The 14,618-nt window shown below is 59.7% G+C and carries 13 protein-coding genes; 10 read left to right on the top strand and 3 right to left on the bottom strand.

Features of this window, described 5'->3' with window-relative positions; translation table 11 throughout:
• The first annotated feature begins 5 nt into the window (after positions 1-5).
• Positions 6-818, top strand: coding sequence for a sulfite exporter TauE/SafE family protein (locus BM019_RS01920; RefSeq protein WP_092417474.1), 813 nt, complete (start codon positions 6-8; stop codon positions 816-818).
• Positions 819-821: 3 nt separating this feature from the next.
• Here BM019_RS01920 and BM019_RS01915 read toward each other — a convergent pair whose 3' ends face one another.
• On the bottom strand, positions 822-1,805 hold the full coding sequence (locus BM019_RS01915) for a hypothetical protein (protein WP_092417473.1): 984 nt from the start codon (positions 1,803-1,805) through the stop codon (positions 822-824).
• 143 nt (positions 1,806-1,948) lie between these two features.
• On the opposite strand from BM019_RS01915, the gene BM019_RS01910 reads away from it, so the two are divergent.
• A complete protein-coding gene (locus BM019_RS01910; RefSeq protein ID WP_007925190.1) occupies positions 1,949-2,560 on the top strand; it encodes a phage holin family protein in 612 nt (203 codons plus the stop codon).
• A 365-nt stretch (positions 2,561-2,925) separates the two neighbouring features.
• Positions 2,926-3,639, top strand: a complete 714-nt coding sequence (locus tag BM019_RS01905) for an acid phosphatase (RefSeq protein ID WP_092417472.1) — start codon at positions 2,926-2,928, stop codon at positions 3,637-3,639.
• 133 nt (positions 3,640-3,772) lie between these two features.
• Here BM019_RS01905 and BM019_RS01900 read toward each other — a convergent pair whose 3' ends face one another.
• Both BM019_RS01900 and BM019_RS01895 read right to left on the bottom strand, forming a co-directional pair.
• Complete coding sequence (locus tag BM019_RS01900) at positions 3,773-5,020, bottom strand: ribonucleotide-diphosphate reductase subunit beta (RefSeq protein WP_007925192.1); 1,248 nt, start codon at positions 5,018-5,020, stop codon at positions 3,773-3,775.
• An 873-nt stretch (positions 5,021-5,893) separates the two neighbouring features.
• Positions 5,894-6,157 carry a DUF2790 domain-containing protein gene (locus BM019_RS01895; RefSeq protein WP_009045165.1) on the bottom strand — a complete coding sequence of 88 codons (264 nt, stop codon included), beginning with the start codon at positions 6,155-6,157 and terminating at the stop codon, positions 5,894-5,896.
• A gap of 412 nt (positions 6,158-6,569) precedes the next feature.
• Here BM019_RS01895 and acs point away from each other — a divergent pair, with 412 nt between their 5' ends.
• The 7 genes from acs to argR all read left to right on the top strand — a co-directional run bounded on the left by acs (position 6,570) and on the right by argR (position 14,457).
• Positions 6,570-8,525, top strand: a complete 1,956-nt coding sequence (gene acs / locus BM019_RS01890) for an acetate--CoA ligase (RefSeq protein WP_007925196.1) — start codon at positions 6,570-6,572, stop codon at positions 8,523-8,525.
• Between the two features lie 682 nt (positions 8,526-9,207).
• Positions 9,208-9,984 (top strand): ABC transporter substrate-binding protein, encoded by a 777-nt coding sequence (locus tag BM019_RS01885; RefSeq protein ID WP_007921537.1) that lies wholly within the window; start codon positions 9,208-9,210, stop codon positions 9,982-9,984.
• Positions 9,985-10,075: 91 nt separating this feature from the next.
• On the top strand, positions 10,076-10,765 hold the full coding sequence (locus BM019_RS01880; RefSeq protein ID WP_007921541.1) for an ABC transporter permease: 690 nt from the start codon (positions 10,076-10,078) through the stop codon (positions 10,763-10,765).
• Positions 10,762-11,460 carry an ABC transporter permease gene (locus BM019_RS01875; RefSeq protein ID WP_009045163.1) on the top strand — a complete coding sequence of 233 codons (699 nt, stop codon included), beginning with the start codon at positions 10,762-10,764 and terminating at the stop codon, positions 11,458-11,460. Before BM019_RS01880 ends, BM019_RS01875 begins: the two co-directional genes overlap by 4 nt.
• A gap of 1 nt (position 11,461) precedes the next feature.
• Complete coding sequence (locus BM019_RS01870) at positions 11,462-12,574, top strand: succinylglutamate desuccinylase/aspartoacylase family protein (RefSeq protein ID WP_092417471.1); 1,113 nt, start codon at positions 11,462-11,464, stop codon at positions 12,572-12,574.
• 23 nt (positions 12,575-12,597) lie between these two features.
• Positions 12,598-13,362 (top strand): ABC transporter ATP-binding protein, encoded by a 765-nt coding sequence (locus tag BM019_RS01865; protein WP_009045161.1) that lies wholly within the window; start codon positions 12,598-12,600, stop codon positions 13,360-13,362.
• Between the two features lie 114 nt (positions 13,363-13,476).
• On the top strand, positions 13,477-14,457 hold the full coding sequence (gene argR / locus BM019_RS01860; RefSeq protein WP_009045160.1) for a transcriptional regulator ArgR: 981 nt from the start codon (positions 13,477-13,479) through the stop codon (positions 14,455-14,457).
• The last annotated feature ends 161 nt before the right edge of the window (positions 14,458-14,618 follow it).

The following is a 14,618-nucleotide window of genomic DNA, read 5'->3' as shown; positions in this document are numbered from 1 at the left end:
CTTCGATGTTTTATCTATGGCTGGCTGTGTTCGGCTGCATGAGCGGGATCAGCGCGGTGCTGTTCGGCTTTGGCGGCGGCTTTGTAGTGGTGCCGCTGCTGTATCGCATGTTGCTGAGCAGCCATGGCGCTGACGATGCCGTCGCCCAGTCGGCCATGCATATAGCGGTCGCCACCTCGACCTGCGTGATGATCGTCAACGCGCTGATGGCCACCGGCAAACACCGCCGCGCGGGCAACCTGATTCGACATTATCTGTGGCCGCTGGGTGGCTACATCGGGCTGGGAGCGATAGCGGGGGCGGTCCTGGCAATGGCGGTGAGTGGTGAGGCGATGCGCTACGCCTTTATTGCCTACCTGGCGCTGACCATTGCCGATTGCCTGATGCGTCGTGGCTTTCTTGAACAGGGCGACACCCGTGCGCCGCGCTGCCTGGGGCGACTGGAAAACACCGGAGGCCTGGGCATCGGGGCCATTGCTACCTTCCTGGGTGTCGGCGGCAGTGTGATGACCGTGCCCCTGCTGCGCCGCTGTGGCTTGAGCATGACCCAGGCCACCTCCATGGCCAACCCGCTGAGCGTGCCGGTAGCCCTGGCCGGGACCTTGACCTATATGGCCATGGCCGGCTTCAGTCGCTTCGATCTGGGCCCCTGGTTTATCGGCTATATCGATCTGCTGGCCTTTGCCGTGCTGACCCTCGGCTCATTGCTGGGCATGCGCCTGGCCTCACCGTGGATCGGGCGCATTCCCGACCGGCTGCATGCGCGGGTGTACATCGGCCTGCTGGTGCTGGTGATGCTCGGCATGCTGGTCCGCTAAGGGTTAGCCCAGCGCCAACCCCGGCGCTTCACGAATGATGAAGTGGTCGAGGTTCTCGATGTTGGCGCTGAATACCCCGAACGTCTGTTCGGGGTGTTTTTTGCTCGGCACCTGTTTCAGCTCAGGGGTCACGCCATAAAAGAAGCAATACAGCTCTTGTTCGCTGTCGATCGCATGCTTGATCTCTTCGAGGAAGGCTTTGCGCTTGCGGTAGCTCTCGATCAGTCTTTTGCTCAGGTAGACGTTGACCGAATAGGGTTTCTTTTTCGTCTCGTCCGCCTGCTTGAACCAGACCTTCTGTTCGAAGTCGATGCGAAAGCTCTGGGTATAGTCCTTGATCTCCTTGATCTTGCCCCAGTAGATCAACCCCTTGTTGTCCAGCAGGTATTCGATCTTCTTGAAGAACGAGGCATAGGACGCCGTGTGTTCGCCGATCTTCAGCGGCATGCGCTTGAGCAGCTCCTTGTCGTCGATATTCGACACAAAACACTCCACCGGATGGGCGAAGACACTGGTCTTGTCTGGGGTGCCGGCCTGAGCCGGGGCCGGCGTGCGCAGGCTGGAGGAGGGGGCTGGCGCGGCAGTGCCTGGCGTATCGCCATCCGCTGCCGGGCTGGCGGGCTTGCGCACATATTCGCGGCGGGCCAGCAGCAATTCCGATGGGAAATGCTCCTCCCGATCATCCTCGTCCGGCGTACCCTCCACCCCGGCTGCCAGCGTCCTGCTGGTGCCATACGGGCAGCCTTCGATATGCCGGGTGCCAGGCAGGTTCTTGAAATGCGGGGTGCGGATGTAATTGACGTTCTTGGCATTGAAGGTCCCCAACTGATTGTCAGCGGCAAAGGCGGCGCGACAGGCATCGTTGGGGCACTGGAACTGTTCCTTGGCCGAGTCGAAGGCCATGGTCTCGTCGAAATTCAGATCGCGCACGTCATAGATCGACAGCTTGTCGTCGAGGCTGATGCAGTAGGCGGTGTCGAATTTCATGGGGGCTCGGGTCCTTGAGTGAAGAAGGCTATTAATAGCGGGTGGCGCAGGGCAGTGCACTGATCTTTTCAAGCATGGGCGCTGATCTCGGCATAACCTTGTAGGTAGCACGTTCTACTCATCACCGGAAAAGGCTCAGGTTCATGTCTGACGGTAATCGCATCAATATCGGCTCCATTGGTGATGCAAACCACATCAACATTGCCCAGAATCAGGCGCCTGAACGCACCAGCATTCAGTTCGTCATCGATCCGAGGAGTGTCGAGCGGGTGAGCCGGGGCAGCGTCATCAAAGGCGCGGTGGCGTTTTTTCTATCGCTGCCGGCACTGGCGCTTTCGGTCATGTCGATCCTGGCCGACGCGTTGGGCATCCTTTCCTACTTCAATGTGGAATCGCGGATCCTGGCCTACCTCATCATGGCCGCCGCCATGGGCGGGGTGATGCTGTGCAACGGCAAGCGCAAGATGGCCACCGCCAGCATTGCGCCCGACCAGGCCCGATTCATCGATGGGCGTTGGGTCGAGCGTGATGAAAGTGGCGATTACCTGCTGTATCGCAATACCGCGCCCTGCAATTACGAAAACTGCCACGGTACCGTGCGTATCCAGACGCCACCGCCGCGCGAACAGCATAACCACGATCTGATCGGCGTCTGCGATATCGGCGGCAAGCAACACACCTATCGCGTCGACTTCAATGGCGTCGGCGAACGGCAGCATTTCGACTGGCGTCCGCTTGAGCAGAACAAGCCATGACCCCGTTCCAACCACTCCCTTGGTAGGGCGAGCGTGCTCGCGAAAAATTCCCCGTCAGGACCCATCAAACTGACAGCCTTCCTGAGTCTTTCCAGGTCATCGCGGCTGCATGAGGGGCACGAAATTTCCTACAGTTCTAATTTACAAAACTCTCACCATATAGAGACGAGTCCTACGCGTTAAAGCTTGTAAAAACAAAAGCTTAGGTTCCTTGATTAGTCCTGGCAGAGAACGTCACAGCTTTGGCAAGGAGGGACAAGTAAGCCTCGAACAAATGGCCGATAAGAAGGCGCCGGCCTCATGAATGAAGGCCCGGTGGGAACCAGCCAGACGGCTTTTCCCCTCACAATAACGAGGACCTTCATATGCCTGTTGTTGCGCGTTCATTGTTGTTTTGTCTGGCCCTGTCCGGCACAGGGGCCGTCCTGGCGGAGCAGGCAGCCTTGCCTTATCTGCCGGCCAATCAGTTCCGGCTGGCTGACTACCTGCCACCGCCTCCAACTGTTGATTCATCGTTGCAACAAAGCGATTTAACAGCCGTGCTGGCGGCCCAGGCAGCACGCAGTAGCGCTCAGGTGAGCCGGGTCCAGCAGGATGATGAATGGGAAGACAGCGTGTTCCACTTCGCCAGGGAATCCCTCGGCGCCGGTTTCAGCATTGAGCGCCTGCCCCTGACCCGGGCCTTCTTCCGGCGGGCCCAGGAAGATCTGGTGCAATTCCTGATGCCGGCCAAGCACAGCTATGGTCGGCCGCGCCCTTACGAAGCATCGGCACTGGTGAAGCCGGTACTGCCGCCACCGGAGGGCGATTCCTACCCCAGCGGTCATTCGATGAACGGCTATCTCAACGCCACCTTGCTGAGCATGGCGCTGCCGGAGAAACGCAGCGAGTTGTTCAGCCGCGCACAGATCAATGCCGACAGCCGGGTCATCGCCGGCGTGCATTTTCCCAGCGACCTGGAGGGCGGAAAGATCAGTGCCGCGGTGTTGGCGGCCCGGCTGCTGGACGATCCCCGCGCGGCGGCGGATTTCGAGGCGGTGAAACAGGAGATTCGTGGTGCCTTGGCCTCCACCGATTGAGTTCCGGGTTGGATGATTTGCCTGGAGTCGGGGATACCGGGTCCCAATAAAAAAGCCCTGAGCAAGTCAGGGCTTTTTTGATCTTTCGCTGTGCCGATTCAGATCGAGATCGGCACAGGGCTGGAGCTCGGAATCAATCCCAGCTCAGCGCGCCGCCAGTCTGATACTCGATCACGCGAGTCTCGAAGAAGTTCTTCTCTTTCTTCAAGTCCATGATTTCGCTCATCCATGGGAACGGGTTGGTGGTGCCTGGGTATTCTTCTTTCAGGCCGATCTGCGACAGGCGACGGTTGGCGATGAACTTGAGGTAGTCCTCCATCATCGCCGCGTTCATGCCCAGTACACCGCGCGGCATGGTGTCGCGAGCGTATTCGATTTCCAGTTGGGTGCCCTGGAGGATCATCTGGGTGGCTTCTTCCTTCATCTCGGCATCCCACAGGTGCGGGTTTTCGATCTTGATCTGGTTGATCACGTCGATACCGAAGTTCAGGTGCATGGATTCGTCGCGCAGGATGTACTGGAACTGCTCGGCGACGCCGGTCATTTTGTTGCGGCGACCCATGGACAGGATCTGGGTGAAGCCACAGTAGAAGAAGATGCCTTCCAGAACGCAGTAGTAGGCGATCAGGTTGCGCAGCAGTTCCTTGTCGGTGTCGACGGTGCCGGTTTCGAACTTCGGATCGGAGATCGAACGGGTGTACTTCAGGCCCCAGGCCGCTTTCTTGGCGACCGATGGAATCTCGTGGTACATGTTGAAGATCTCGCCTTCATCCATGGCCAGGGATTCGATGCAGTACTGGTAGGCGTGGGTGTGGATCGCCTCTTCGAACGCCTGGCGCAGGATGTACTGGCGGCATTCCGGGTTGGTGATCAGGCGGTACACGGCCAGCACCAGGTTGTTGGCAACCAGGGAGTCGGCGGTGGAGAAGAAGCCCAGGTTGCGCATCACGATGCGGCGCTCGTCGTCGGTCAGGCCTTCCGGGTTTTTCCAGAGGGCGATGTCGGCGGTCATGTTGACTTCTTGCGGCATCCAGTGGTTTGCGCAACCGTCCAGGTACTTCTGCCAGGCCCAGTCGTATTTGAATGGCACGAGCTGGTTGAGGTCGGCGCGGCAGTTGATCATGCGCTTTTCATCGACGGCGACACGGGCGGAAGCACCTTCCAACTCGGCCAGGCCTTCGGCGATGTCGAGCTGGTCCAGAGAGGCCTTGGCACGGGCAACGGCAGCGGAATCACTGGCGGTTACGGCGCGGGCTTCGAGAGCGGCGGCACCACCGGCGCTGTCGAGTTTGTCCATGGCAGCTTCGGCAGCGTGGCCGGCGTTGGCGCCTTTAACGGCGACTTCGCCTTCTTCTTTGTCGAATTCGTCCCAGCTCAGCATGACGTGTCGTCTCCTGCGTGAGGGCCAGATGCCCGTGTGAAACCTGATGGTTGGCTTTTCACACGGCCGAACTGGCCGCGTTGGATCTTAAGGAATCGTTTGTTGCGGCAGCTAACGCAGGCAATAAACAAAAATATGTACGGGAGTTCCGAGGCGGTTATGGGCACAGAGGACCGAGTCGACTCCTGCGCGGGCTTCGGATTGGCTGTTTATCCCTGTAAGGGAATATTGCAGGCCCGTTTTAAGGCCGCATTATAGGGATTTTTTTGCCGCTGTGGTGCGACGAAGTGGCTCACGATTCGGTCGGCGAGGGGCGTGATCGCGGCGGAGCGAGGGTTTACAAGGCTTTGGCCGGCAAAGATTTTTTTTCACCCGGTTTCGCGGGTTTTTGCCGCCTGGAAGCGATCCGAGACCTCGGCTTTTTCGTGCAATGTTCTGCAAGCCCCGTAGTATATGGCTTACAGGGAAGGTCGTGGGCTTTGGTAGACAGGATTGTGTTCAATTCATGGTGCAAATTGTCATTCGGATGGTTTGCTCAAAAAATAAGCAAAAAAACGCTTTTGCCACTACATCTTGTGTTGGATGGTCAATTTTTGACCTTTGAAACACTACTGTCCCGGGTTGCCACTCGAGGTCGTTCTTGATGCTCGAGAAGGCATTTTCGGACCATCATCAAACCCCTTGGGGCGATACGGAAACGCTCCCTGCAAGGTGGCTCGACAGATGAAAAAGGGGAGTGCGAAAGCCGTGGTCGCACTGCATTGGGCGATGGCTTGCAACCAGTCTGGATTCAGTTATGCGTCTGGCCATCTTTGCCGCAAGAAAGATCTCTTGCGGCCGGCAATTGTTGGAACTTTAAGAGCAACTTTAGTATCAGCCGTTAGAGCAGCCGTTACCCATGACGTGGTATTGCAGGATATGTCGCAGGCCTTTCGAATCTTCATATTCCATACGCGCAGGTACAACTTCGCATACATTTGGAACTTCGCTCATGGATATAACTTTGGCGATGTCCAGGTCGGACGAGTAAGAGTATTCCTCTACAGCTGGTTGCTGGCTTGCGACATCAGTCGGGATCTCGTCGGCCATTGCTGTAACGCAAAGACTGCTGAGGGCCAGAACTAATAAAGCTTTCATTTTGATTTCACCTTTCTAAGGTCGTGTAGGGTCACGCAGCCTTTGTGGGGCTGCGTGTGGAACTTGAGTAGAAGTCTGGATTAACTGCCTTCGTGGGGGCTGTAACTTGGTTAATCACATTGCCTTGTTGGCGAGGTTGATTTTAGGCTCCTGAATAGGCGCTATACAGGCGTGCTTTTGATAAACACTATTGACGGTTTTTGTAACAATCCCGGTAAAAACGACCCCCAGTGACCTGGCAGCGGTCTTCTACTTGCCGCAGAAACTGCCGCAAGTCCCGTAATAGAGGGGGCAAAGCACTTTCCAGGGGGATCGGCTGGGGGTTGTTACTACCATCGTCGAATGGTTCTATAGGCCCGCCCCGGCTACAACGGGGTCATACAACAACAACTATGTCACCGAGGTAAGAAAGATGAGTGCGGCTTCTCTGTATCCCGTTCGTCCCGAGGTTGCGGCCAACACGCTGACTGACGAGGCGACCTACAAGGCCATGTACCAGCAGTCGGTCGTCAACCCGGACGGCTTCTGGCGCGAGCAAGCCAAGCGCCTCGACTGGATCAAGCCTTTCACCACGGTGAAGCAGACCTCCTTCGACGATCACCATGTCGATATCAAATGGTTTGCCGACGGCACCCTCAACGTTTCCTACAACTGCCTGGATCGCCATCTGGCCGAGCGCGGCGATCAGATCGCGATCATCTGGGAAGGCGACGATCCTTCCGAAAGCCGCAACATCACCTATCGCGAACTGCACGAACAAGTCTGCAAGTTCGCCAACGCCCTGCGTGGCCAGGACGTGCACCGCGGCGACGTGGTGACTATCTATATGCCGATGATCCCCGAAGCCGTGGTCGCCATGCTGGCCTGTACCCGGATCGGCGCGATTCATTCGGTGGTGTTCGGTGGCTTCTCGCCGGAAGCGCTGGCCGGGCGGATCATCGACTGCAAATCCAAGGTGGTGATCACCGCCGACGAAGGCATCCGCGCGGGCAAGAAGATTCCGCTCAAGGCCAATGTCGACGATGCGCTGACCAACCCGGAAACCAGCAGCATCCAGAAGGTCATCGTGTGCAAGCGCACCAATGGCCAGATCAAGTGGAACCAGCATCGCGACATCTGGTACGAAGACTTGATGAAAGTGGCCGGTACCGTCTGCGCGCCAAAAGAAATGGGTGCCGAGGAAGCGCTGTTCATCCTTTATACCTCCGGCTCCACCGGTAAGCCCAAAGGCGTGCAGCACACCACTGGCGGCTACCTGTTGTACGCGGCCCTGACCCACGAGCGCGTATTCGATTATCGTCCGGGGGAAATCTACTGGTGCACCGCCGACGTCGGCTGGGTCACCGGCCACACTTATATCGTCTATGGCCCGCTGGCCAATGGCGCGACCACCGTGCTGTTCGAGGGCGTGCCGAACTACCCGGACGTGACCCGCGTGGCGAAGATCGTCGACAAGCACAAGGTCAATATCCTCTACACCGCGCCGACCGCGATCCGCGCCATGATGGCCTCGGGTAACGCCGCCTGCGCAGGCGCCGATGGCAGCAGCCTGCGCCTGCTGGGTTCGGTGGGTGAGCCGATCAACCCGGAAGCCTGGGACTGGTACTACAAGAACGTCGGTCAATCCCGTTGCCCGATCGTCGATACCTGGTGGCAGACCGAGACCGGCGCCACCCTGATGAGCCCGCTGCCGGGCGCCCATGCCCTCAAGCCGGGTTCGGCGGCGCGTCCGTTCTTTGGCGTGGTGCCGGCGCTGGTGGACAACCTGGGCAACATTATCGAGGGCGCCGCCGAAGGCAACCTGGTGATCCTCGATTCGTGGCCAGGCCAGGCGCGCACCCTGTATGGCGACCACGATCGTTTCGTCGATACCTACTTCAAGACCTTCCGTGGCATGTACTTCACCGGTGACGGTGCCCGTCGCGATGAAGACGGCTACTGGTGGATCACCGGGCGTGTGGACGATGTGCTCAACGTCTCCGGCCACCGCATGGGGACCGCCGAGATCGAAAGCGCGATGGTCGCTCACCCGAAAGTCGCCGAAGCGGCGGTGGTCGGTGTGCCCCATGACATCAAGGGGCAGGGCATCTATGTCTACGTCACCCTCAACGGTGGCGAAGAACCGAGCGAAGCATTGCGCCTGGAGCTGAAGAACTGGGTGCGCAAGGAGATCGGTCCGATCGCCTCGCCGGATGTCATCCAGTGGGCGCCAGGCCTGCCGAAGACCCGTTCCGGGAAGATCATGCGCCGTATCCTGCGCAAGATCGCCACGGCGGAGTACGACAGCCTGGGGGATATTTCCACCCTGGCTGACCCGGGTGTGGTGCAGCATCTGGTCGATACCCACAAGACCATGAACGTCGCCTGAGACGGACCTGTGTCAGCGAAAGCCCCGTCCGGCCTTGTGCCGGGCGGGGCTTTTTTGTGAGCGCTATCGGGGGCTTCTGTAGCCGCTGCCGAAGGCTGCGATCGGCTCCGCAGGAGACGCGCTCTTGAAGGCCCTGAAAGGCCCTTCGGGCCTTATCGCAGCCTGCGGCAGCGGCTACAGGCAGCGGCTTTTCGATCGAATAAATATCGGCATATCCATCAGGCGTATCTGAATGTTACCGGCGGGAGGGAATGTGTAACCCGCTGCCCGGATTCGGGGCAATGAGAAACGCCAAGCCCTGTTTCAGGGCCTTTGCGGGGTCGGTAAAAAATAAGTCATAACGCTGCGCTTGCCGGAATAGAAGGCTTTGCGAATAATAGGCCCGCAATTTGCAACACAGATTGGTTTACCGTCTTTTGCTCTTGCATAAATCTGAAGAGCTGTCAATGTGCTCGACCTGGTTTCTCAGTGCTTCTGTAATTTGTTGTCGCATTGAGGAAATATCGGCTTCGGGCCTGTCGTTAGAATGCCGATCACTCGCTCGTCGTTGCCTGCCCGGGAACCCGCATGGGGTTCGTGGCCAGGTCCTCAAGGACGCAGCGCCGCTATCAGGTTCCACCCATTCGCATATTGGGCTGTCGCTCACTCTGCCGTTTTCGCCCTTTACCGATGGAGTCCTAAGATGAAGAAACTCGTGCTTCTTGGCGCCCTGGCACTGTCCTCCGTGCTTTCCCTGCCGACGTTCGCCGATGAAAAGCCTCTGAAAATTGGTATCGAAGCGGCTTACCCTCCATTCGCCTCCAAGGCTCCGGACGGCAGCATCGTCGGTTTCGACTACGACATCGGCAACGCCCTGTGCGAAGAAATGAAGGTCAAGTGCGTGTGGGTCGAGCAGGAGTTCGACGGCCTGATCCCCGCACTCAAGGTACGCAAGATCGATGCGATCCTGTCGTCCATGTCGATCACCGACGACCGCAAGAAGTCCGTGGACTTCACCGGCAAGTACTACAACACCCCTGCGCGCCTGGTCATGAAGGCCGGTACCCAGGTCAGCGATGGCCTGACCGAGCTCAAGGGCAAGAACATCGGCGTGCAGCGCGGTTCGATCCACGAGCGCTTCGCCCGTGAAGTGCTGGCTCCGCTGGGTGCCGAGATCAAGCCATATGGCTCGCAGAACGAGATCTACCTGGACGTGGCGGCCGGTCGCCTCGACGGCACCGTGGCAGACGCTACTCTGCTGAATGACGGCTTCCTGAAAACCGACGCCGGCAAAGGCTTCGCGTTCGTCGGCCCGGCGTTCACCGACAGCAAATACTTCGGCGACGGCGTGGGTATCGCCGTACGCAAAGGCGATGCGCTGAAAGACAAGATCACCGGTGCGATCGCCGCCATTCGCGAGAACGGCAAGTACAAGCAAATCCAGGACAAGTACTTCGACTTCGACATTTACGGCCAGTAAATCGTCGAATCAGCAAGTCCGAGATGGCGCAAGCAGCAGAATCTCTGAAGTTTGCGCCATTTTTTCATCCCAATTTTCGAGGACCTGAATCATGTTGAAAGGCTACGGGGCTGTCATCCTCGATGGCGCTTGGCTGACGCTTCAGCTTGCCTTGTCGTCCATGGCCCTGGCCATCGTTCTGGGTCTGATCGGGGTCGCGCTGCGTCTCTCGCCGGTGCGCTGGCTGGCGTGGCTGGGCGACCTGTATTCCACGGTGATCCGCGGGATTCCCGACCTTGTGCTGATCCTGCTGATCTTCTACGGCGGCCAGGACCTGCTCAACCGTGTCGCGCCAATGCTGGGTTACGACGACTACATCGACCTGAACCCGCTGGCTGCCGGTATCGGCACCCTGGGCTTCATCTTCGGTGCCTATCTGTCGGAAACCTTCCGCGGCGCCTTCATGGCAATCCCCAAGGGGCAGGCGGAAGCGGGCATGGCCTATGGCATGAACAGCTTCCAGGTGTTCTTCCGGGTGCTGGTGCCGCAGATGATCCGTCTGGCGATTCCGGGTTTTACCAACAACTGGCTGGTACTGACCAAGGCCACCGCGCTGATTTCGGTGGTAGGCCTGCAAGACATGATGTTCAAGGCCAAGCAGGCGGCTGACGCCACCCGCGAGCCTTTCACCTTCTTCCTCGCGGTGGCGGCGATGTACCTGGTGATCACCAGTGTCTCGTTGCTGGCATTGCGTCACCTTGAGAAGCGCTACTCGGTAGGCGTAAGGGCGGCTGATCTATGATCTTCGACTACAACGTCATCTATGAGGCCTTGCCGCTGTATTTCAGCGGCTTGCTGACCACCCTGAAACTCTTGGCCCTGTCGCTGTTCTTCGGCCTGCTGGCGGCGCTGCCCCTGGGGCTGATGCGGGTGTCCAAGCAGCCGATCGTCAACCTCAGCGCCTGGCTCTACACCTATGTGATCCGCGGCACGCCGATGCTGGTGCAACTGTTCCTGATCTACTACGGCCTGGCGCAGTTCGATGTGGTGCGCAAAAGCTTCCTCTGGCCGTGGCTGTCCAGCGCGACCTTCTGTGCCTGCCTGGCATTTGCCATCAACACCAGCGCCTACACCGCCGAAATCATCGCCGGCAGCCTCAAGGCCACGCCGAACGGCGAGATCGAAGCGGCCAAGGCCATGGGCATGTCGCGCTACAAAATGTATGCCCGAATCCTGCTGCCGTCGGCCTTGCGCCGGGCACTGCCGCAGTACAGCAATGAAGTGATCATGATGCTGCAGACCACCAGCCTGGCCTCCATCGTGACCCTGATCGATATCACCGGTGCGGCCCGTACGGTCAACGCGCAGTACTACCTGCCGTTCGAGGCCTACATCACCGCCGGCGTGTTCTACCTGTGCCTGACCTTTATCCTGGTGCGCCTGTTCAAGCTGGCCGAAGGCCGCTGGCTGCGTTACCTGGCGCCGCGGAAGCACTGATATGGAACGCATTGACCACCCATTACCGTGGAGCCACCTGGGCAGCGAACGGCAGATCTCGGTATTCCGTTTCGGTCACGGCGAGCGCAAGGCCTATATCCAGGCCAGCCTGCATGCGGACGAACTGCCCGGGATGCGCACCGCCTGGGAGCTGAAAAAGCGCCTGGCCGAACTGGAAGCCCAGGGCGCGCTGAACGGCGTGATCGAACTGGTGCCGGTGGCCAACCCGATGGGCCTGGGCCAGCTGTTGCAGGGCAGTCACCAGGGGCGGTTCGAGGCCGGCAGTGGCAAGAATTTCAATCGGGATTTCGTCGAGCTGAGTGTGCCGGTCGCGGCCCGCCTGGAAGGGTGTCTGGGAGATGATCCGCACGCCAATATCCAGGTGATTCGCCAGGCCATGAGTGATGTGCTGGCTGAACTGCCGGCGCCATCGAGCCAGCTGCAAGGCATGCAGCGCATTCTCCTGAGTCATGCCTGCACCGCGGATGTGGTGCTGGATCTGCACTGCGATGCGGAGGCGGCGCTGCATATGTACGCCTTGCCGCAGCATTGGCCGCAGTGGCGTTCGTTGGCGGCTCATCTGAACGTGCGGGTCGGCCTGCTGGCGGAAGACTCCGGCGGCAGCTCGTTCGACGAGGCCTGTTCGCTGCCCTGGCTGCGCCTGTCGCGCCAGTTCCCGCAGGCGCAGATTCCGCTGGCCTGCCTGGCGACCACCCTCGAACTGGGCGGTCAGGCCGACACTGGTCGCCCGCAAGCCGAGGCGCACGCCGAAGGCATCCTGGCATTCCTCGCCGAGCAGGGGCTGATCGCGGGCGAATGGCCGGCGCCGCAGCATGAAGCGTGCGAGGCCATGCCTTTCGAAGGCACCGAATTGTTGTTTGCGCCGCATCCCGGCGTGGTGAGTTTTCTGCGTCCGGCCGGTAGCTGGGTGGAGAAGGGCGAGCCGATTTTTGAAGTGATTGATCCCTTATCCGATCGGGTCAGCACCCTGTGTGCTGGCACCAGCGGCGTGTTGTTCGCCGTTGAGCGGCTGCGTTACGCCCAACCCGGTTTCTGGCTGGCCAAGGTGGCGGGGCGCGAAGCGCTGCGGCACGGGCGCTTGCTCAACGACTGACTGCTTTTGTGAGAACCGACAGCATGTACAAACTTGAAGTCCAAGACCTGCATAAACGCTATGGCAGTCACGAAGTGCTCAAGGGCGTGTCCCTGAAAGCGGCGGCTGGCGATGTGATCAGCATCATCGGCTCCAGTGGCTCCGGCAAATCCACCTTCCTGCGCTGCATCAACCTGCTGGAGCAGCCGCACGCCGGCAAGATCCTGCTGAACAACGAAGAGTTGAAGCTGGTGGCGAACAAGGACGGCGCCCTGAAGGCGGCCGATCCAAAACAGTTGCAGCGCATGCGTTCGCGCCTGTCGATGGTGTTCCAGCACTTCAACCTGTGGTCGCACATGACCGCCATCGAAAACATCATGGAAGCGCCGGTGCATGTGCTCGGCGTACCCAAGGCCGAAGCCCGTGCAAAGGCCGAGCACTACCTGGCCAAGGTCGGTGTGGCGCATCGCAAGGATGCCTACCCGGGCCACATGTCCGGCGGTGAGCAGCAGCGCGTGGCGATCGCCCGGGCGCTGGCGATGGAGCCTGAGGTCATGCTGTTCGACGAACCGACTTCGGCGCTCGACCCCGAGCTGGTGGGCGACGTGCTGAAAGTGATGCAGGCCCTGGCCCAGGAAGGCCGGACCATGGTGGTGGTGACCCACGAAATGGGCTTTGCCCGTGAAGTCTCGAACCAGCTGATATTCCTGCACAAGGGCCTGGTGGAAGAGAGCGGCAACCCGCGCGAAGTGCTGGTCAATCCGCAATCGGAACGTTTGCAACAATTCCTCTCGGGCAGCCTGAAGTAAATCGCTCCCGTAATGCACCAAATTAGGTCATGCTGCGCACCGCGCGCCAGATGGTCTAATTTGGTTGCAGCCGCCTTTGGCCTCTAACACTGTTTTCGTTTCGGATTGCCCGCCATGACTGCCCATCGAATTGGTTTCCTGATTTGGCCCAGCACTAAAGCCTTGACGCTGGCGCTGGCCGAGGAGGCCTTGCGTGTCGCTCAGCGCGTGCATCCGGAAGTGGTCTACGAACTGGCCTTCCTGCAGGCCGAGGCGCCGGCCGACGGTGCCTGGCAACTGCCGGGCGAACCTTGGTCGGGCAAGCTCGAAGGCTGCCAGAAACTGTTCCTGCTGGCCGATGAGCCGCCTGCCACCCTGGCGCCGGCCCTGAGCAGCGCGCTCAAGCAACTGGTGCGTGCCGGCTGTGTGATCGGTGGTTTGTCTGCCGGTGTGTATCCCCTGGCGCAGCTGGGGCTTCTCGACGGTTATCGGGCGGCGGTGCACTGGCGCTGGCAGGACGATTTCGCCGAGCGCTTCCCCAAGGTCATCGCCACCAGCCATCTGTTCGATTGGGATCGCGATCGCCTGACGGCCTGCGGCGGGATGTCGGTGCTGGATCTGTTGCTGGCGGTGCTGGCCCGTGACCACGGCGCGGAATTGGCCGGCGCGGTCTCGGAAGAGCTGGTGGTCGAGCGGATTCGTGAAGGCGGCGAGCGCCAACGCATTCCGTTGCAGAACCGCCTGGGTTCCAGCCACCCGAAGCTGACCCAGGCGGTGCTGCTGATGGAGGCCAATATCGAGGAGCCGCTGACCACCGACGAAATCGCCCAGCATGTGTGCGTCTCGCGTCGGCAACTGGAGCGGATTTTCAAGCAATACCTCAATCGTGTGCCGAGCCAGTACTACCTGGAATTGCGCCTGAACAAGGCGCGGCAGATGCTGATGCAGACCAGCAAATCGATCATCCAGATCGGCCTGTCCTGCGGTTTCTCCTCGGGGCCGCATTTCTCCAGCGCCTACCGCAACTTCTTCGGCGCCACGCCGCGGGAGGACCGCAACCAGCGGCGCAGCAGCAGCCCGTTCGAACTGTCTTCGGTGCCTTCCGAGCGCGGTTGATCCACCTCTTCGTTTTGTCTGTCAGTTTTTATCGCGAGCAATCGAGCGTCGACCGGCTGCTTCTACAGAAGAATGCGTTCCCTGTAGGAGCGAGCTTGCTCGCGATGGCGCCTTAATGTGTGGCGCAAATCGTTGGACAATCCTGCCGTTAAAGCCTCCAG

It is taken from the genome of Pseudomonas sp. NFPP07 (assembly GCF_900115645.1).
GTDB lineage: Bacteria > Pseudomonadota > Gammaproteobacteria > Pseudomonadales > Pseudomonadaceae > Aquipseudomonas > Aquipseudomonas chlororaphis.
This window is presented reverse-complemented; position numbering and strand designations above follow the sequence as displayed.

What these genes read in the sequence shown, in the direction of transcription:
- BM019_RS01910 (WP_007925190.1), top strand. Translation starts at nt 1,949, where the DNA reads ATGTCTGACGGTAATCGCATCAATATCGGCTCCATTGGTGATGCAAAC.
- BM019_RS01880 (WP_007921541.1), top strand. Translation starts at nt 10,076, where the DNA reads ATGTTGAAAGGCTACGGGGCTGTCATCCTCGATGGCGCTTGGCTGACG.
- BM019_RS01895 (WP_009045165.1), bottom strand. Translation starts at nt 6,157, where the DNA reads ATGAAAGCTTTATTAGTTCTGGCCCTCAGCAGTCTTTGCGTTACAGCA.
- BM019_RS01915 (WP_092417473.1), bottom strand. Translation starts at nt 1,805, where the DNA reads ATGAAATTCGACACCGCCTACTGCATCAGCCTCGACGACAAGCTGTCG.
- BM019_RS01905 (WP_092417472.1), top strand. Translation starts at nt 2,926, where the DNA reads ATGCCTGTTGTTGCGCGTTCATTGTTGTTTTGTCTGGCCCTGTCCGGC.
- argR (WP_009045160.1), top strand. Translation starts at nt 13,477, where the DNA reads ATGACTGCCCATCGAATTGGTTTCCTGATTTGGCCCAGCACTAAAGCC.
- BM019_RS01885 (WP_007921537.1), top strand. Translation starts at nt 9,208, where the DNA reads ATGAAGAAACTCGTGCTTCTTGGCGCCCTGGCACTGTCCTCCGTGCTT.
- acs (WP_007925196.1), top strand. Translation starts at nt 6,570, where the DNA reads ATGAGTGCGGCTTCTCTGTATCCCGTTCGTCCCGAGGTTGCGGCCAAC.
- BM019_RS01870 (WP_092417471.1), top strand. Translation starts at nt 11,462, where the DNA reads ATGGAACGCATTGACCACCCATTACCGTGGAGCCACCTGGGCAGCGAA.
- BM019_RS01920 (WP_092417474.1), top strand. Translation starts at nt 6, where the DNA reads ATGTTTTATCTATGGCTGGCTGTGTTCGGCTGCATGAGCGGGATCAGC.
- BM019_RS01875 (WP_009045163.1), top strand. Translation starts at nt 10,762, where the DNA reads ATGATCTTCGACTACAACGTCATCTATGAGGCCTTGCCGCTGTATTTC.
- BM019_RS01900 (WP_007925192.1), bottom strand. Translation starts at nt 5,020, where the DNA reads ATGCTGAGCTGGGACGAATTCGACAAAGAAGAAGGCGAAGTCGCCGTT.
- BM019_RS01865 (WP_009045161.1), top strand. Translation starts at nt 12,598, where the DNA reads ATGTACAAACTTGAAGTCCAAGACCTGCATAAACGCTATGGCAGTCAC.